A 15,149-nucleotide genomic window follows, 5' to 3' on the forward strand; every position below is an offset into this window, starting at 1 on the left:
TCTGGACGGCGTCCGCGCCGACGTCCGCCCCAGACGCGCCGTCAGTCGTCTTCGACGACCGGGTCGCGTCCGGTCTCCTCGGCCAGCCACGCGACGATCGCGTCGGCCATCGCGCCGCGCCGGTGGACGACGTTGCGCTCGGGGTCGACGACCGTGCTCTCGGTCCCGGGAGTCGGACCCGCGTCGACGACGGCCCCGACCGACTCTCGGAGCGCCGGGTCCAGCGAGGCGACGTCGGTGACGCTCGGCGACCCGCTGACGTTCGCGCTCGTCGCCGTCACCGGCGTCGGCGCGACGCGCTCGAACAGCGCGAGCGCCACCTCGTGGTCCGGAATCCGCACGCCGACCCGGTCGCCGCCGGCCGTGAGCGGGTCGGGCAGCGCGGGCTCGCGCTCGACGACGACGGTGACGGGGCCGGGGAGAAAGGCGCGCATAAACCGAATCGCCCGCTCGCTCGGGCGGGTGTAGCGGCGCGCGGCCTCGATGCTCGGGACGCCCAGCGAGAGCGGCTTCGAGCGGTCGCGGCCCTTGAGCTCGAAGACGCGCTCGACGGCCGCCGCGTCCGCCGCGTCGGCGCCCAGCCCGTATACCGTCTCGGTCGGATAGACCACGGCCTCCCCGCGGTCGATCGCGGCGGCCGCCTCGTCGAGCGCAGCCGCGAGTTCGGGAGCCGCCGTCTCGTCGAAATCCGTCATCTAGTGGGACTGACGCGGGCGGCAGAAAAGAGCGTGGCGGATTCGACCGTGTCGGTTCCGACGGTCGCGGGCGGTGGCGACAGCGCGGTCAGACGCGCTCGTCGATCGCGGCTTCGATCTCGTCGTACTCGGGGAAGGCGGGCCACTCGTCGGCGACCCACGCGTACCGGACCGTCCGCGACTCGTCGAGCAGGAACGCGGCCGGTCTGTGCTCGGTGATCCCGGTCATCCCGTCGAGGGGATTCTCGACGCCGTACTCCGCCGCGACGTCGGCCGCTGGGTCCGAAAAGAGCCGTGCCTCGGCGGCGCGCTCTTTCAAGAGGGACTTGTGCTCGTACGGCGAGGAGACGGAGACGCCGACGACTTGGATGTCCTCGGCGAACCCGCGGTCGTCGATCTCGTTCCAGATGTAGGTCGTCGGGAACGCGCCGTCCATCGGGTGGAAGAGCAGGAGCGTCGGGCCCTCGTCGGTGACCGCCGAGAGCGACGCGTCCTCCCAGTATTCGTCGTTCACGAGCGGGCGGGTGAAGTCCGGCGCGGTCTCACCTTCGGTCGGGTGGTCGCTCGCGGGCAGGGAGATGACCTCGAAGTCCAGTTCCATCAGGCGGCACCCCCGTCGCCGTAGGTCTTCGTCAGGTACTCGACGATGTTGGCCGACTCCGACATCGTGACGCCGGTGGCCTCGTCGACGATCGCGGGGACGCTCCGCTTGCCGGAGATACGCTTGACGACGTCGCGGTCGGCGTGCATCGGTTCGACGAACCGCGACCGGTACGATAGGTCGAGTTCGTCGAGCACGCGGACGACGCGTTCGCAGAAGGGACACGCCTGCAACCGATACAGCGTGATCTGTGGGTCGGACTCGCTCATATCCGGTGTAGGGCCGAATCGCCCCTAAGGCTGTCGGCAGCGGCAGCGTCGCCCCTGACGGACGTCGTTCGCCCGAAACGGAACGCCCGCGAGGGTAACTCTTAATTCCGGGGCACAACAAGGTGACGTAGTTATATGGGTTTGTCTCCGCCATTCGCATCTCTCGCCGCCCGAGACCCCAGTGGAATCGAAGTCCCGCCTGTCGTCGAGGTGGCGCGCAGCGCCGGCGACGCGGCCGCGTTCGATCCGGCGGTCGACCCGCTTTCCACGGCCGGAGCGCCGCTGCAACTCGTTCCGATCACCGATTCGACGGTGACGGTCGCGGGGGCGGTCGCGATCTTGATCCTGACCGCCTTTTCGGCCTTCTTCTCGTCTTCCGAAATCGCGATGTTCTCGCTGGCGAAACACCGCGTCGACTCGCTCGTCGAGGACAACGTCCCCAGGGCGAAGACCGTCAGCGACCTCAAGTCGAACCCCCACCGACTCCTGGTCACGATCCTCGTCGGGAACAACATCGTCAACATCGCGATGTCCTCGATCGCGACGGCGCTCGTCGGGATCTACTTCGACCCCGGAACGGCCGTGCTGGCCTCGACGTTCGGGATCACGACGCTCGTCCTGCTGTTCGGCGAGAGCGCGCCGAAGTCCTACGCCGTCGAGAACACCGAATCGTGGGCGCTGCGGATCGCGCGACCGCTGAAGTACTCCGAGTACGCCCTCCTCCCGCTGGTCGTCGTCTTCGATTACCTGACGCGCGTCATCAACAAGGTGACCGGCGGTCGCTCGGCGATCGAGACCTCCTACATCACCCGCGACGAGATTCAGGACCTCATCCAGACGGGCGAGCGCGAGGGCGTCATCGAGGAGGAGGAACGGGAGATGCTCGACCGCATCTTCCGGTTCAACCAGACCATCGCCAAGGAGGTGATGACGCCGCGGCTCGACATGACGGCCGTCCCGAAGGACGCGACCCTCGACGAGGCCATCGAGACGTGCGTCCAGTCGGACCACGAGCGCGTCCCCGTCTACGACGGCAACCTCGACAACATCATCGGGATCGTCACGATCCGCGACCTCGTGCGAGAGAAGCACTACGGCTCGGGCACCGCGTCGCTGACTGACCTCGTCCAGCCGACGCTGCACGTCCCCGAGTCGAAGAACGTCGACGAACTGCTGACGGAGATTCAGGACAACCGCCTGCGGATGGTCATCGTCATCGACGAGTTCGGGACGACCGAGGGGCTCGTGACTCTCGAAGATATGGTCGAGGAGATCGTCGGCGACATCCTCGAAGACGACGAGGAGGAGTCCTTCGAGTACGTCGACGACCGCGTGACGCTCGTCCGCGGCGAGGTCAACATCGACGAGGTCAACGAGGAACTCGGCCTCGAACTGCCGGAGGGCGAGGAGTTCGAGACGCTTGCGGGGTTCATCTTCAACCGCGCCGGTCGGCTCGTCGAGGAGGGCGAGGAGATCACCTACGACGGCATCACCATCCGCATCGAGCAGGTCGACAACACCCGGATTATGAAGGCGCGGATCACGATCCCCGAGGAACCGACGACCGAGGAGGCGGAGGCAGAGGCCGAAGCAGACGAGCAGTCCGAGTCGGCGACGCAGGAGTAGCGTCGGCCTCGCGATCGGAAAAGAACGAAGGTCGACTCGAAGTACGGTCCCTTCAGACCGACAAGAGCGCGTCGACACCGAGGAATCCGAGGTAGGCGACGCCGAACGCCAGAGCGAGCGAACCGATCCACGCCAGCACCGTCTTGAGCATCTTCTCCTTGCTGACGCCCGCGCCGCCGGCGGCGTAGCCGCTGCCGATGATCGCGCTGACGATGATCTCGTTGAACGACACCGGGATCCCGAGGGCCACGGCGGCCTGTGCGATGGCGAAGGAGGGAATCATCGCCGCGATCGACCGCCGCGGACCCAGCGAGGAGTAGTCCTGCGCGATCGCTTTGATCATCCGCGGGGCACCCGTCCACGAACCGACGAGGAGCCCGAGTCCGCCGCCGACGAGGAGCGCCGGGAGCGGGACCGCCACATCGTCGAGGAGCGGCACGAGCGGGCCGATCGCGAGACCGACCTGACTGCCGCCGGCCGAGAAGGCGACCAGTCCGCCCAACACGAGGAGGAACCGGCGCTGTCCGCGCGTCGCGTCGGCGCTTATCTCCCGGCGGACCAGCCCGGCCGCAACGAGGGCGAACGCCACCGAGACGGCGACGACGCCGAGATCGACGCCCACGAGCGGGAGCACGGTCGGCGGCGTCGCGGCCGCGCCGACCTCCGCCAGCGACCGCCCGGACTCCCCGCCCAGCGCGGCGAATCGGATGTTCGCGACCAACAGCCCGATGACTCCTCCGAGGGCGGGGATCGCGACCCGCTCGGGGATCGACTCGTTGCGGAGCAGTTTCGCGGTGCCGTAGGCGATGCCGCCGCCGACGAACGGTGTGAGCACCCACAGCGAGATGATCTGCTGGTACTTCGCGACCGCCGGCCCGCCGCCGTTCGCGAGGCCGACGCCGACGACCGCGCCGGTGACGGTGAAGGCCGTCGCGATCGGATAGCCCGCGAAGACGCCGATCGCGACGAGCGCGGCCGCGACGAGCAGCGCCACCGTCGACGCCGTCGGCGTGAGGACGGAGCCCACGACGAGCTCGTTGCCGACGGCCTCGGTGACGTTCGCGCCCTGGAGGACGGCCCCGGAGAGACCGAGCACGCCGACGACGAACCCCGCGCGCATCACGGAGATAGCGTTCGCACCGACGGCGGGGGCGAACGGCGTCGACCCCGAGGAGCCCGCGCCGATCGACCACGCCATAAACATACTCGCGAGCGCGGCGACGACGAGGGTGAGAAGCGTCCCGGTTGCGACCATTTCGCTACTTCCCTCGGTATCCCTCGTCGAATCCGTCGCGGAGCCCGGTCAGCGTGCGCCGGACGAACAGATACGCGAAGAAGACGAAGCCCAAGAGAAACACGAGGAGGACGACGAGCGCCGGATTACTCGCGACGAAGTCGACGACGGCGTCGATCTGCGCGGGGGTGCCACCCGGATCCACGGCTCCCGATCGGCCGATCGCACCCGGTGGTGAGACGAACATAGCCGCCGCTTCCCCCGGCGTCAGTAAAGGCGTTTCGCCGTCGGCTCCGGCGCGTGGGTCTCGGGAGCGAGAGCAAGACTCATCACAGGTGCGTCGAAAGGTATCTGAGAGATGGCCGACATTCTGCCCTCCCGGCCAGACGTCTCCGACGGCGAGGACAAGGACCCGCGCGTCGTCGGACTCGACAGCGACGAGGTCGACGAGCTGCTCGCGGCGATCGGATCGGGGACGGCCCGAACGGTCCTCGCCGAACTCCACGAGGAGCCGGGGACGCCCTCGGAGGTCGCCGACCGCGTCGACACCTCGATCCAGAACGCCCAGTACCACCTCGACCGACTCGAGACCGCCGGACTCATCGAGTCCGCCGGGACGGCGTACTCGGAGAAGGGTCGGGAGATGACCGTCTACGCGCCCGCGGACCGAGCGCTCGTCGTCGTCGCCGGCACGGAAGACGACACGAGCGGCCTCCAGTCGGTGTTGGGGCAGTTGCTCGGCGGACTGGGGGTCGTCGCGCTCGGCAGCGTGCTCGTCGACAGGCTCGTGCGCTCCGGAGCGGCCCCGACGGTGTCCCTCGGATCGAGCGGCGCTGGCGGGGACGGGGGAACCCCCGACGCGGACGGCGGGAGCGGCGGCGGCACCGGCGGGGAGGCGGCGAATACCAGCGGGACGGAGACAGCGGCGGGGGAAGCCACCGAGACGGCGACCCCGGCCGAGGCAGAGACGGCGACGCCGACTCCGGAGCCGACGACCGAAGCGTCGGACGACGGCGGGTTTCAGATCGCCGAGGCGACCGAGACGCCGACTCCGGAGCCGACCGCGGAACCGACTGCCGCGCCCACCGCCGAGCCGACAGCCGAGCCCACGGCGACCGAGGCCCCGACGGAAACGGTCGCGGAGGCGACCCAGACAGCCGCCGAGACAGTCCAAGCCGTCGGAAGGGGAGGAGAAGGCCCGATAGAGGCGGTGAGCGCGGCGCTGTCGACGCTCCCGCCGGGCGCGTTCTTCTTCGTCGGCGGGGTCGTCGCGCTGGCGTTCCTCGCGGTCGCGTGGCAGCGCGGGTGGCTCTCATGAGCACCTACCGCTCGTCTGTCCGGCCGTCCGACGGCGCTACGGTTCGCCGTCGACGACGAACGACTCGAACACGTCGCCGTCGACGGTGACGAGTCGCCCCTCGACGCCGCCGTCGGGCAGGGCTTCGAGTTCGGCGTGCGCCGCGCGGTTGCCGCGCGGCTGGGCGTGGCTGCCCGGGTTGAGCAGGGTGACCTCGCCCGTTTCGTCGTACGTCGGTCGGTGACTGTGCCCGAAGAGGACGACGTCGGCACCGCGCTGACGGCCGAACAGCGAGAGCGCCGTCGGGCCGCCGGGCCGGGTGTGCGTCATCGCGAACGTGAGCCCGCCGTACGTGAAGTTCCGGGCGTCGGGGAGCCGCGAGCGGATCCCCGCGTCGTCGTTGTTGCCGGTGACGCCCAGCAGTCGGGTCGACTCGCGCTCGAAGTCGTCGAGGACGGACTCCCGCATAAAGTCGCCCGCGTGCGCGACGACGTCGGCCTCGCGGACGGCCTCGAGCGTCCGTCCGGCGAGGCGGTGCGAATCGGTGCTGTGGGTGTCGGAGACGACGGTGAGCATAGCCGGCGTAGGCGGTCGACCCTCAAGAACCGTCCGACTGCCGAGACGGTGCGGTTCGGCCCGAGACGCACCACCGGTTCGTCCGCAGGTGCAAACCACTTTATTCCCGTCCTCGGTGATGAGCGTATGGCCGGAAGCAAAGGCGTCGTCCTCGCCGCGCTGTTCGCGAACGGGGCGATAGCCGTGATGAAGTTCGGCGGATTCCTCCTCACCGGCAGTCCATCGATGCTGTCGGAGACGTACCACTCGATCTCCGACACCGGCAACCAGGTGTTCCTCCTCGTCGGGATCCGGTTCAGCGAGAAGGAGTCGAGCCGCGAGCACCCGTTCGGATACGGGAAAGCGCAGTTCTTCTACTCGTTTCTGGTCGCCGTGCTCCTGTTCGGGATCGCGGGCTGGGAGTCGGCGAAGCACGGCTACAACGCGATTATGCACGGGGGCCACGCCGCGAGCGGAACGCTCACGGTCGCGGGGTCGACGTTCCCCTCGTGGTACGTGAACGTCGTCGTATTACTCGGCGCGATCGGGTTCGAGAGCTACGCGCTGTGGAAGGCGAACGCGGAGATGCAGCGGCAGATCGACCACTACGGCTGGAGCGGGATCAGGGAGGCGTTCGACAAGATGAGCGACGTGACGACGCTGACCGCGTTCACCGAGGACACCATCGCGCTGCTCGGCGCGGGACTGGCGCTCATCGGGATCCTGCTGTCGAAGGCGACCGGCAACGAGGTGTTCGACGCGATCGCCGCGCTACTCATCGGATTGATGCTGATGGGGTTCGCGCTCGCGCTGGCGTGGGAGAACAAGCGGCTGATTCTGGGCGAAAGCCTCCCGGCCGACGTCGAGGCCGACCTCCGCGACGCGGTTCGCGAGTCGACGAAAGTCGTCCACATCGACACGTTTCGGACGGTCTACGTCGGTCCGCAGACGGTGCTCGTGACGATGGACGTCACCGTCGGTCCCGAAACGGAGGCCGGCGACCTCGATGGAATCATCGAGGACATCGAAGCGCGACTCCGCGGGGCCGACGACCGCGTGACGCACGTGTTCGTCGAACCGGAGGTCTCGACTCGGCTCTGATCAGGCGCTCAATTCGGTGACGACGTCGGAAATCAGATCGACGGCGTCGTCGACGTCCTCGCGGGTCACGTCGAGGTGCGTACAGAAGCGCGTGAGGTAGGGGCCGTGGTGGCCGCCGAGGACGCCGCGTGCCTCGCAGGCTTCGGCGAACGTCTCGGCGCGGACGCCGAGGTCGTCGGTGAACACCTGCACGATGTTGGTGTCCGGGTCCGCGGCGCGGACGCCGTCGAGGGCGTCGAGACCGCTCGCGAGCGCGGCGGCGTTCTCGTGGTCGACGGCGAGTCGCTCGACGTTGTCCAGCGCGAGCAGCCCGGGCGCGGCGATCATCCCGGCCTGGCGCATCCCGCCGCCGAGCAGTTTGCGGACGCGGCGGGCCTCCTCGACGAAGTCCTCGTCGCCCGCGAGGATCGAGCCGACCGGGGCACCGAGGCCCTTCGAGAGGCAGAAGAGTACCGAGTCGACGTCGCGGACCATCCGCGCGGGGTCGACGTCGAGCGCGACGCAGGCGTTGAACAGCCGCGCGCCGTCGAGGTGCACCGGGACGCCGCGGTCGTGCGCCGCCTCGGCCGCCGCGGCGATACGGTCCGGTGGAACCGCGACGCCGCCGCGGCCGTTGTGGGTGTTCTCGAGCGCGAGGAGCCCCGTTCCGGCGCGGTGCAGATCCGCCTCGACGTACGCCTCGTCGATCTGTGCGGGCGTCGGGACGGCCTCGTCCGCGTCGACGGGACGCGGCTGGATGCCGGACAACTGGGCGAGTCCGCCGAGTTCCCAGCAGTAGATGTGCGATTTCCGGTCGAGGAGGACCTCCTCGCCCCGGTCGGCGTGGACGCGGGCGGCGATCTGGTTGCCCATCGTGCCGGTCGGCACGTAGAGGGCGTCCTCGGTGCCGACGCGTTCGGCCGCGGCGGCTTCGAGTTCGTTCACCGACGGGTCCTCGCCGTAGACGTCGTCGCCGACGGGCGCGTCCGCGGCCGCCTCGCGCATCGCCTCTGAGGGCCGCGTGACCGTGTCGCTTCGGAGGTCGATCGACATAGTGGACCAGTCGGCGTCGGAGGCAAAGTATCCGCGGGTATGCGTCGCTCTCAGCGGTTGAAAGCGAGAAAAGAGAGCGACAAACTACGACGGGATGCGGGAGTTACCCGAGGAGGAACTTCGCGATCCGGTTGTCCGCGAAGTCGAGCTGTTCCAGGTAGGCGTCGAGGCCGAGGATCCGGCCCGCGCCGAGGGTCGCGACGGTGACGAAGAGCAGGAGCCCCATCAGGTCACCGTTGACCAGCCCGTGCGCCCAGTCGGCGTTCCCCAGGTAGAAGAACGTCATCAGGACGACCCCGAAGAACGAGGCCAGCCGGACGAGCGCGCCCACGACCAGTCCGAGCCCGATGAGGAACTCGCCGAGCGGGATCATCAGGTTCGTGAACTCCAGCATCCACGGGGTGCTCGCGACCCACGTGAACAGGCCCGCGATCGGACTGCCCGAGGCGTTGAGGAGGTAGCCGCTCGCGTCGAACGGCTCGCCGGCGACGAAGCTGAACTTCGTGAAGCCGGCGTGCAGGAACCAGTAGCCGGTGATCACGCGCAGCACGGCGATCCAGTAGCCGGCGAGGGTGCCCTGCAGGTCGAAGTCGAGGACGTTTCCGAAGGTCGTCTCAGCCGCGGTTCGGGTGGTGGGGGTTGTGCTCATAATCGTTCACCTTACACCTGAACAGTTGCACGCTCGGAGCATATAACGGGAATACGGTTCCCGATTTTGTAGAAATCGAGTGAACGACTACCGTACGATTGGTTCCCCGCGCCGCCGGCGGCGGCGTCTGACGGACTCGATCGGGTGCGTAAGAGCGTTATACCAAACGCGGGATCGTCTGCTATGGAGTACCTTCCGTGGGTGATCGTCGCGCTCGTGTCGTACGGGACGCTCGCGCCGCTGACCAGCAAGGTGACACAGGAGGTTCCGCCGGCCGTCTCGCTGTTTCTGGCCACGGCCGTCTTTCTCGTGCTCACGCTCGGGGTGATGGTCGCGACGGAGACGAACCCGCTGACGTACGCGCTCCTGCCCAGCGCGGGCTACATCTACGTCGGCGGCGCGTTTCTCGCGGTCGGGATCCTCTCGTACTACTTCGCCCTACAGCGCGGCCCCGTCAGCGTCGTCGTCCCGATCTACGGGATGTTCATCGTCGGGAGTTCGGTCATCGGGATCGCGTTCCTAGGCGAGGAACTGACGCTCACGCGCGTCGGCGGCATCGCCTCGGCGATCGTCGCGGTCTATCTCAGTTCGGGGGCCGAGTGATGGCGCGCTCGTACCTGCAGTTCTCGATCCTCGCGTTCGTGACCTACAGTCTCGTCGCGCCGCTTCTGAAGGTCGCGATGGAGACGATCCCGAGCACGCCGGCGGTCTTCTTCTCGAACTTCGTGCTGCTCCTCGTCGTCGGCGGCGTGCTGTACTACCGCGGCGAGTCGCCCGTCCCGTATCTGCGGCACCGATACACCCCGCACATCGTCGGTCTGGGCGTCCTGCTCACCGTCGGCCTGCTGACGTACTACCGCGCCCTCGAACTCGGTCCGGTGAGCGTCGTCGTGCCGATCTACGGCCTCTTCATCGTCGTGAGTTCGGTGATCGGCATCGTCGCCTTCGAGGAGACGCTCACTCCCCGGAAGGTCGGCGGGATCTTCTTCAGTATCGTGGCGATCGTGTTGATCTCGGTCTGAGAGCGGGCGGTCGTCGGAGCACGTGCGACAGGCACGTCGGGGTCGGACGTTCGTCTGCTCACGTCGTTCGCAGACAGAAAGGTCCGGGTGCGAGAATTGAACCTCACCCGAGAACCTGCGCTCCGCGCAGAACCTCAGTCTAGTTAGATTCTCGCCTTCCGTCCTTCTTCGTCACTACGTTCCTCAGAAGGTCCGGGTGCGAGAATTGAACCCGCGTCTCAGCCTCCACAAGGCTGAAGGATAGTCCACTACCCTAACCCGGACACGCACCTTCAGGTACCCCCGTCGCAGTCAAATACGTTACGACTCCGCACCGGAGTGCGGCGAAGTCACACGGAATCGGGAGGCTTTTCGCCCGCAGCGACCTACGAACGCGTAACCGTGGCTATCACGGACAAGGTCTACCTCAAGAACCACCGCCAGATCGTCTCCCAACTCGACGTCAACATCCCGAAGGGGGCGTTCAAGGGCGCGACGATGGACGTGCTCTACTCCGGCGAGGGCCTCTCGAAGGTCGACGACGCGACGCGGGACCGCCTGCTCGACTTCGCCGAGGACTTCCTCGACCCGGAGAACCCCGACGACCTCTACACCGGCTACCCCGAGCGGCAGTTCGTCCGCTACCTCCTCGAACTGCGCGCGCAGGGACTCGGCCCAGACGCGATCGTCGACGTGATGGGCGACGAGTACATGCTGTACGCGTATCCCGGCGACGTGCTCTCGTTTCTGGACAACGCGGTCCGAACGCTCGAAGCGGCCGAGACGCTCGCTGGCGTCGAGGGCAACGAGGAGATGGAACAGAAGCTACACCGCGCGCGAACGGCGCTGTCGGGGTAGCGTCGCTAGTTGAGCAACTCTGATACGTCGACGGCGTCGATATCCAGTGACGGCTTCTCGAGGTGCTTCGCGATCGAGAGCAGTATCTCGACTTCCCGAGCGGCGTCGGTGATTTGACCCGCTCACGCTCGCGATCGAACTCGATGCTCGCGAACGATTCGATCTCCGGCAGGTGAGTGTGATGCAACGTCAGCAATACGTCCTCGAACCGCCTGTCGGGTTCCGTAACGTCAGCCGAAGCGGCTTCCCACTCGTGGACCGCCTCTGCGAGTTCTTCGACCGTGACCGCGTGGTCTCGCTGATAGAGATAGTAGAGCGCGTACCGCCGCCGTTCCTTGCTGAGTAGCTTGAATACCTCGTCTAACGAAGTCACGGAGAAGTCAGGCGACGTACAGCTATATAGATGTCGGCATAAATACAGGCCACAAGGCCAAGTTTCCAGTTCCGCTGTCGACACGCCTCCTCAGGGTGGTTCCGAGCGATTCCACCGTGTGATCCCGCTGTCAGCCCAACCGGAACGACGGCTCTTCCGCCTCGGCGTCGAGGTCTTCTAAGTGGATGACCTCCTCGTCCTCGGCGTCGAGCTGCTCGCGGAGGTGGTTGACGTACTGCTTGTGCTCCTCGAGCTGTTCGCGGAGGTGTTCGGCCTCCAACTCTAGACGCTCGTGCTCGCGGACGAAGCTCTTCGGGACGGTCACCGTCGGCGGGAACTCCTGCTCGTCGCCGCCGGTGCGCAACTGTTCGAGTTCGTGCTCGGAGACGACCTGCACTTGTCCGTCGTGGGCAACGAGCGTGTCGACGTAGTCGCGGAAGACCGCCGAAAGCGAGATGTCCCGTTCCTCGGCGATCTCGCGCAGCGTCTCGAAGGCGTCCTCGTTGACGCGGAACGAGATCGTCTTGTTCTTGTTGCCCATATCTCGTCTCTAACTCGTCGGGCGATCCACTTAACCCTTCGTCAGACGCTCACACGACGCGTCGTGAAACCGCCGAGCGGCTCGCTTTCGAGCCTCCCTAATCCGGCCTACGGCTCGGTCTGGAGGCTCGACTGGTCGGCGTCGGACTCGGCGTCCGCGTCCTCGACGGCGCTGCCGCCGTCGAGACCGAACTCGTCGCTGTCGGACTCTTCGAGGCTTTCGAGCGCCGAGACGGCCGAGTCCTTGTAGCGGTCGATCGGGAGGTCGTACTCCTCGCGGGCCATCCGCGCGTACTCGTTGCCCTCCTCGTCGAACGCGGCGATGCGGTCGAGCGTCCGCTCGGCGGTCTCGACGACCCAGCGGTCGCGGGTCGCGGCGTCGACGACCTGGATCGACTCGGGACGGACGGAGACGTTGACGGAGCCGTCGTCGGTCTCGTAGGTCCGCGGCTTACCGACGACTGCGACGTACGCGGGCGGTTCCAGCTCTCGGAGCATACTCGCGGCCTCCGGCTGGTACTGCCCCGCGTAGACGAAGAACGTGCCCGTCGGGTCGACGATGCGACCGCGCCAGTACTCGTTGTCCTCGCCGACGTCGTCCTTCTCGGTGAGGGTGCCGACGAAGAACACGCGGTTGGCTTTCTCGCCCGTCGGCAGCAGCAGGTAGACGGGCGCGCGGTCGTCGTCGGACTCCTTGAACGTGAAGGCGGAGTCGTTGAACTCGTCTGCGAACACGCGTCGGGCGACTTCTCGGGAGGGGATTTCGTTGGAACTCATCTCAGATCGACCTCGCTTTGATCAGCACCGCTTCGGGATCCGCCGGTTCGGTGAGCCGTTCGACCTCGTCGGCGAGGACGTAGCGCCCCAGTTCGGGCCCGGAGACGCGGTAGTAGGTGCCGAGGAGGTCCTCGCGCATCTCGTCGACGACGACCGTCGTGTCGAGGGCGTCCATCGCCATCTGCTGGGCTTCGTCGAGCGTGACGCCGGTGAGGTCCTCCGTGACCTCGCGGCCGAAGATGATCTCGTGGACGCGCTCGCCGTCGTCGAGGACGCCCTTGATCCGGAGGTCGAACTCGCCGTCGACGTCACCGTGCTCCGAACAGCGGCCGTTCTGGAGGACGCGCGTGCAGCCCTCTTCCGGGCAGCGCTTGATGAGGCCGCTGCCCGACTGGATGTCGACGAGCGCGCCCTCGACGGTGGTCGAGTCGTCGCCGACCTCGATGTCCTCGTCGAGTTCTTCGATCGAGGTCGTCTTGTTCAGCTTCACCGAGAAGTTGCCCTGGTACTCGTCGGTGACGACGTTGCCGAGGCGGTAGACCGCTCCTTCTTCGAGCTTCGGGAGGTCCGAGGTCTCGAAGGCGACGAACTTGGTTCGCCCGGACTCGTCGCCGAGCAGGCCCACCTGCGCGATCGAGTCGCTCCGGGGCTCCCACAGTTCGACGACCTTGGCGGTCACGTCGATCCATTGCTCGTCCTCGTCGATGTCGGCGAGGCGGACCTCGTCGTTACCGCCGCGACCGATCTCGTCGCGGTCGAGGCCGGCCTCCTCGAGGTAGCTGTTGATCACCGATCGGCGCGCCTCCTCGACGGGGACGCGGTACTCCTCGACGAGGTTCTCCAGTCGCTCCTCGACCTCGTCTTCGCTGACGTCTAGGTGGTCCGAGAACTGTTCGGCTATCTCCGCTGCGTGTGTTCGCAGGTCTGACATAGTTTCACTCGCCTCCGCCTTGTTTTCCGATGGGAGGCACAGGGCGTTTGGTGCGCGATGAGTAATAAAGTATCGTAACCGGGGTGAAAGTGAAGTCCGTCGGACACCGCCGGGATACTAGCGGTGGAGGGGTCGAAAGAGCGGTCCGTCGGATTCGAGGAGACCCACCAACGGACCTATGTCGATCCGTGCCCCACGACGGAACGATGGACGACCGTCTCGAACACATCCTGCGTCAGAAGCTCCGCGCCGCGGGGCGACAGTACGCCCGCGCCCGGGACGCCTACCGAGACGGGAGAGAATCGGGCGGTCGAAACGACAGCGACGCGGTAGCGAGTTCGCTCCCCCGCGACGACGAGGGGCGCGTCCGGCTCGTCTGCCGCCGCCACGCCGAGCGCCGGGCCGTCGCCGTCGACGACGAGGGGACCCCGGCCTGTTACGAGGCCGGACACCCGGACTGCGAGGGCTGCGTCGACGACATCTGCGACGGCATCGTGGAGACGTGGTGATGACGGGGACCGACTCCGACGGCGACGACTCGCTCCCGGTTGTCGCCGTCGTGCTCGCCGGCGGCACCGGGTCGCGGCTCTACCCCGCGAGCCGGTCCGACCGACCGAAGCAGTTCCTCTCGCTGGCCGCGGACGGCGACGGCGAGAGCGAGGGGGGATCGCTCCTCGAACGCACCGTCGAACGCGCTCGCGACGTCGCCGACGAGGTGGTCGTCGTCACCCGCGAGTCGTACCGAGAGGGGGTCGCCGAGCGAGTGGGCGAAGCGACGGTGCTCGTCGAGCCCGCGGGCCGCGACACCGGACCGGCGCTGCTGTACGCGACGCACCGGGTTTCCACGGAGTACGACGACTGCGTGGTTCTGGCGCTCCCGAGCGACCACCTCGTCGGCGAGGGGTTCGCGCCCGCAGTTCGGCGGGGGACCGCCGTCGCCGCGCGCGAGGATCGCCTCGTGACGTTCGGGGTGGAACCGACGCGGGCCGAGACCGGATACGGCTACATCGAGCCCGCGGACGGAGCCGTCGAGGGGGGCGAGCGAGAGGCGTGGGCTCCGGTCCGGTCGTTCCACGAGAAGCCCGACCCCGCGACCGCGGCGGCGTACGTCGAGGCCGGTCACTACTGGAACGCCGGGCTGTTCGCGTGGCGACCGACGGTCTTCTTCGACGCCGTGGAGTCGTCGCCGCTGGCGTCGCTCGCCGCCGCGCTCCGCTCGGAGACGACGGCCGAAGAGGTAACCGAGGCGTTCGAATCGACTGATCCCGTCAGCGTCGACAACGCGGTCTTCGAGACCGCCGACGATGTCGCTGTCGTCCCGGTGTCCTTCCCGTGGGACGACGTCGGCTCGTGGGACGCGTTCGAGCGCGTCCTCGACGCCGACGGGGACGGCAACGTCACCGACGGCGACGTGGCGCTCCGGACGATCGACGCCGCGGACAACGTCGTCGTCGCCGAGGACGCACACGTCTCGCTGGTCGGCGTGTCGGATCTCGCGGTCGTCGCGTGGGACGACCGCGTGCTGGTCGTCCCGAAATCGCGAGCACAGGACGTCAAATCGCTCGTACGGTCGCTGGAAGAACGCGGCGAGTTCTGAGCGTCGACCCGAC

General features: G+C 67.6%; 19 protein-coding genes, 1 tRNA gene and 1 pseudogene. 8 read left to right on the top strand and 13 right to left on the bottom strand.

All coding sequences use genetic code 11. The features are described from left to right. Positions 1 to 41: 41 nt before the first annotated feature. The 3 genes from ACP99_RS02405 to ACP99_RS02415 form a co-directional block, all read right to left on the bottom strand. Entirely contained in the window at positions 42 to 695 is a 654-nt protein-coding gene (locus ACP99_RS02405) for an L-threonylcarbamoyladenylate synthase (protein WP_049985063.1), read from the bottom strand. A gap of 88 nt (positions 696 to 783) precedes the next feature. Then, positions 784 to 1,296 (bottom strand): redoxin domain-containing protein, encoded by a 513-nt coding sequence (locus ACP99_RS02410; RefSeq protein WP_049985064.1) that lies wholly within the window; start codon positions 1,294 to 1,296, stop codon positions 784 to 786. After that, positions 1,296 to 1,565, bottom strand: coding sequence for a glutathione S-transferase N-terminal domain-containing protein (locus ACP99_RS02415; RefSeq protein ID WP_049985065.1), 270 nt, complete (start codon positions 1,563 to 1,565; stop codon positions 1,296 to 1,298). The genes ACP99_RS02410 and ACP99_RS02415 overlap by 1 nt, the downstream gene beginning before the upstream one ends. Before the next feature lie 135 nt (positions 1,566 to 1,700). Between ACP99_RS02415 and ACP99_RS02420 the strand changes: the two genes are divergently transcribed. Further along, positions 1,701 to 3,191 carry a hemolysin family protein gene (locus ACP99_RS02420; RefSeq protein ID WP_081927057.1) on the top strand — a complete coding sequence of 497 codons (1,491 nt, stop codon included), beginning with the start codon at positions 1,701 to 1,703 and terminating at the stop codon, positions 3,189 to 3,191. A 52-nt stretch (positions 3,192 to 3,243) separates the two neighbouring features. Here ACP99_RS02420 and ACP99_RS02425 read toward each other — a convergent pair whose 3' ends face one another. Both ACP99_RS02425 and ACP99_RS02430 read right to left on the bottom strand, forming a co-directional pair. Further along, the gene (locus ACP99_RS02425) at positions 3,244 to 4,446 is read right to left on the bottom strand and encodes an inorganic phosphate transporter (RefSeq protein WP_049985066.1); all 1,203 of its coding nucleotides are present in this window, start codon (positions 4,444 to 4,446) and stop codon (positions 3,244 to 3,246) included. Positions 4,447 to 4,450: 4 nt separating this feature from the next. Then, complete coding sequence (locus tag ACP99_RS02430; RefSeq protein WP_081927059.1) at positions 4,451 to 4,672, bottom strand: DUF7859 family protein; 222 nt, start codon at positions 4,670 to 4,672, stop codon at positions 4,451 to 4,453. 111 nt (positions 4,673 to 4,783) lie between these two features. Between ACP99_RS02430 and ACP99_RS02435 the strand changes: the two genes are divergently transcribed. Further along, entirely contained in the window at positions 4,784 to 5,743 is a 960-nt protein-coding gene (locus ACP99_RS02435; protein ID WP_049985067.1) for a helix-turn-helix domain-containing protein, read from the top strand. 36 nt (positions 5,744 to 5,779) lie between these two features. Here the strand turns inward: ACP99_RS02435 and ACP99_RS02440 are convergent, their stop codons facing one another. Further along, a complete protein-coding gene (locus ACP99_RS02440) occupies positions 5,780 to 6,298 on the bottom strand; it encodes a metallophosphoesterase (RefSeq protein WP_049985068.1) in 519 nt (172 codons plus the stop codon). Positions 6,299 to 6,424: 126 nt separating this feature from the next. Here ACP99_RS02440 and ACP99_RS02445 point away from each other — a divergent pair, with 126 nt between their 5' ends. Continuing rightward, entirely contained in the window at positions 6,425 to 7,378 is a 954-nt protein-coding gene (locus ACP99_RS02445) for a cation diffusion facilitator family transporter (protein WP_049985069.1), read from the top strand. Here the strand turns inward: ACP99_RS02445 and ACP99_RS02450 are convergent, their stop codons facing one another. Next, positions 7,379 to 8,410 (bottom strand): threonine aldolase family protein, encoded by a 1,032-nt coding sequence (locus ACP99_RS02450; protein WP_049985070.1) that lies wholly within the window; start codon positions 8,408 to 8,410, stop codon positions 7,379 to 7,381. Between the two features lie 103 nt (positions 8,411 to 8,513). Further along, entirely contained in the window at positions 8,514 to 9,059 is a 546-nt protein-coding gene (locus tag ACP99_RS02455; RefSeq protein ID WP_049985071.1) for a DoxX family protein, read from the bottom strand. A 183-nt stretch (positions 9,060 to 9,242) separates the two neighbouring features. Here ACP99_RS02455 and ACP99_RS02460 point away from each other — a divergent pair, with 183 nt between their 5' ends. Further along, entirely contained in the window at positions 9,243 to 9,662 is a 420-nt protein-coding gene (locus tag ACP99_RS02460) for an EamA family transporter (RefSeq protein ID WP_049985072.1), read from the top strand. Then, the gene (locus tag ACP99_RS02465; RefSeq protein WP_049985073.1) at positions 9,662 to 10,081 is read left to right on the top strand and encodes an EamA family transporter; all 420 of its coding nucleotides are present in this window, start codon (positions 9,662 to 9,664) and stop codon (positions 10,079 to 10,081) included. The genes ACP99_RS02460 and ACP99_RS02465 overlap by 1 nt, the downstream gene beginning before the upstream one ends. 190 nt (positions 10,082 to 10,271) lie before the next feature. Here the strand turns inward: ACP99_RS02465 and ACP99_RS02470 are convergent. Further along, a tRNA-His gene (locus ACP99_RS02470) sits at positions 10,272 to 10,344 on the bottom strand. A gap of 118 nt (positions 10,345 to 10,462) precedes the next feature. On the opposite strand from ACP99_RS02470, the gene ACP99_RS02475 reads away from it, so the two are divergent. Further along, positions 10,463 to 10,918 (top strand): DUF5814 domain-containing protein, encoded by a 456-nt coding sequence (locus ACP99_RS02475; protein WP_049985074.1) that lies wholly within the window; start codon positions 10,463 to 10,465, stop codon positions 10,916 to 10,918. 127 nt (positions 10,919 to 11,045) lie between these two features. Here ACP99_RS02475 and ACP99_RS21590 read toward each other — a convergent pair. The 4 genes and pseudogenes from ACP99_RS21590 to ACP99_RS02490 all read right to left on the bottom strand — a co-directional run. Beyond that, positions 11,046 to 11,375: pseudogene (locus tag ACP99_RS21590) on the bottom strand (DUF7344 domain-containing protein); the annotation flags it as partial. A 46-nt stretch (positions 11,376 to 11,421) separates the two neighbouring features. Then, positions 11,422 to 11,832: a ribbon-helix-helix protein, CopG family gene (locus tag ACP99_RS02480; protein WP_049985075.1), complete on the bottom strand. Its 411-nt coding sequence runs from the start codon at positions 11,830 to 11,832 to the stop codon at positions 11,422 to 11,424. A gap of 107 nt (positions 11,833 to 11,939) precedes the next feature. Continuing rightward, positions 11,940 to 12,608: an RPA family protein gene (locus ACP99_RS02485; protein WP_049985076.1), complete on the bottom strand. Its 669-nt coding sequence runs from the start codon at positions 12,606 to 12,608 to the stop codon at positions 11,940 to 11,942. 1 nt (position 12,609) lies between these two features. Further along, positions 12,610 to 13,539, bottom strand: a complete 930-nt coding sequence (locus tag ACP99_RS02490; RefSeq protein ID WP_049985077.1) for a replication factor A — start codon at positions 13,537 to 13,539, stop codon at positions 12,610 to 12,612. Positions 13,540 to 13,745: 206 nt separating this feature from the next. On the opposite strand from ACP99_RS02490, the gene ACP99_RS02495 reads away from it, so the two are divergent. Both ACP99_RS02495 and ACP99_RS02500 read left to right on the top strand, forming a co-directional pair. After that, the gene (locus tag ACP99_RS02495) at positions 13,746 to 14,048 is read left to right on the top strand and encodes a DUF7091 family protein (protein ID WP_049985078.1); all 303 of its coding nucleotides are present in this window, start codon (positions 13,746 to 13,748) and stop codon (positions 14,046 to 14,048) included. Further along, positions 14,048 to 15,136 (top strand): mannose-1-phosphate guanylyltransferase, encoded by a 1,089-nt coding sequence (locus ACP99_RS02500; protein ID WP_049985079.1) that lies wholly within the window; start codon positions 14,048 to 14,050, stop codon positions 15,134 to 15,136. Before ACP99_RS02495 ends, ACP99_RS02500 begins: the two co-directional genes overlap by 1 nt. The last annotated feature ends 13 nt before the right edge of the window (positions 15,137 to 15,149 follow it).

Source organism: Halobellus rufus (assembly GCF_000739575.1).
In the GTDB taxonomy this organism is placed as follows: domain Archaea; phylum Halobacteriota; class Halobacteria; order Halobacteriales; family Haloferacaceae; genus Haloquadratum; species Haloquadratum rufum.

Bases quoted from the DNA above. Each gene is read 5' to 3' on its own strand.
- ACP99_RS02445 (WP_049985069.1), top strand. From the start codon at position 6,425: ATGGCCGGAAGCAAAGGCGTCGTCCTCGCCGCGCTGTTCGCGAACGGG.
- ACP99_RS02420 (WP_081927057.1), top strand. From the start codon at position 1,701: ATGGGTTTGTCTCCGCCATTCGCATCTCTCGCCGCCCGAGACCCCAGT.
- ACP99_RS02490 (WP_049985077.1), bottom strand. From the start codon at position 13,539: ATGTCAGACCTGCGAACACACGCAGCGGAGATAGCCGAACAGTTCTCG.
- ACP99_RS02415 (WP_049985065.1), bottom strand. From the start codon at position 1,565: ATGAGCGAGTCCGACCCACAGATCACGCTGTATCGGTTGCAGGCGTGT.
- ACP99_RS02495 (WP_049985078.1), top strand. From the start codon at position 13,746: ATGGACGACCGTCTCGAACACATCCTGCGTCAGAAGCTCCGCGCCGCG.
- ACP99_RS02440 (WP_049985068.1), bottom strand. From the start codon at position 6,298: ATGCTCACCGTCGTCTCCGACACCCACAGCACCGATTCGCACCGCCTC.
- ACP99_RS02425 (WP_049985066.1), bottom strand. From the start codon at position 4,446: ATGGTCGCAACCGGGACGCTTCTCACCCTCGTCGTCGCCGCGCTCGCG.
- ACP99_RS02465 (WP_049985073.1), top strand. From the start codon at position 9,662: ATGGCGCGCTCGTACCTGCAGTTCTCGATCCTCGCGTTCGTGACCTAC.
- ACP99_RS02435 (WP_049985067.1), top strand. From the start codon at position 4,784: ATGGCCGACATTCTGCCCTCCCGGCCAGACGTCTCCGACGGCGAGGAC.
- ACP99_RS02410 (WP_049985064.1), bottom strand. From the start codon at position 1,296: ATGGAACTGGACTTCGAGGTCATCTCCCTGCCCGCGAGCGACCACCCG.
- ACP99_RS02485 (WP_049985076.1), bottom strand. From the start codon at position 12,608: ATGAGTTCCAACGAAATCCCCTCCCGAGAAGTCGCCCGACGCGTGTTC.
- ACP99_RS02405 (WP_049985063.1), bottom strand. From the start codon at position 695: ATGACGGATTTCGACGAGACGGCGGCTCCCGAACTCGCGGCTGCGCTC.
- ACP99_RS02455 (WP_049985071.1), bottom strand. From the start codon at position 9,059: ATGAGCACAACCCCCACCACCCGAACCGCGGCTGAGACGACCTTCGGA.
- ACP99_RS02430 (WP_081927059.1), bottom strand. From the start codon at position 4,672: ATGTTCGTCTCACCACCGGGTGCGATCGGCCGATCGGGAGCCGTGGAT.
- ACP99_RS02480 (WP_049985075.1), bottom strand. From the start codon at position 11,832: ATGGGCAACAAGAACAAGACGATCTCGTTCCGCGTCAACGAGGACGCC.
- ACP99_RS02500 (WP_049985079.1), top strand. From the start codon at position 14,048: ATGACGGGGACCGACTCCGACGGCGACGACTCGCTCCCGGTTGTCGCC.
- ACP99_RS02460 (WP_049985072.1), top strand. From the start codon at position 9,243: ATGGAGTACCTTCCGTGGGTGATCGTCGCGCTCGTGTCGTACGGGACG.
- ACP99_RS02450 (WP_049985070.1), bottom strand. From the start codon at position 8,410: ATGTCGATCGACCTCCGAAGCGACACGGTCACGCGGCCCTCAGAGGCG.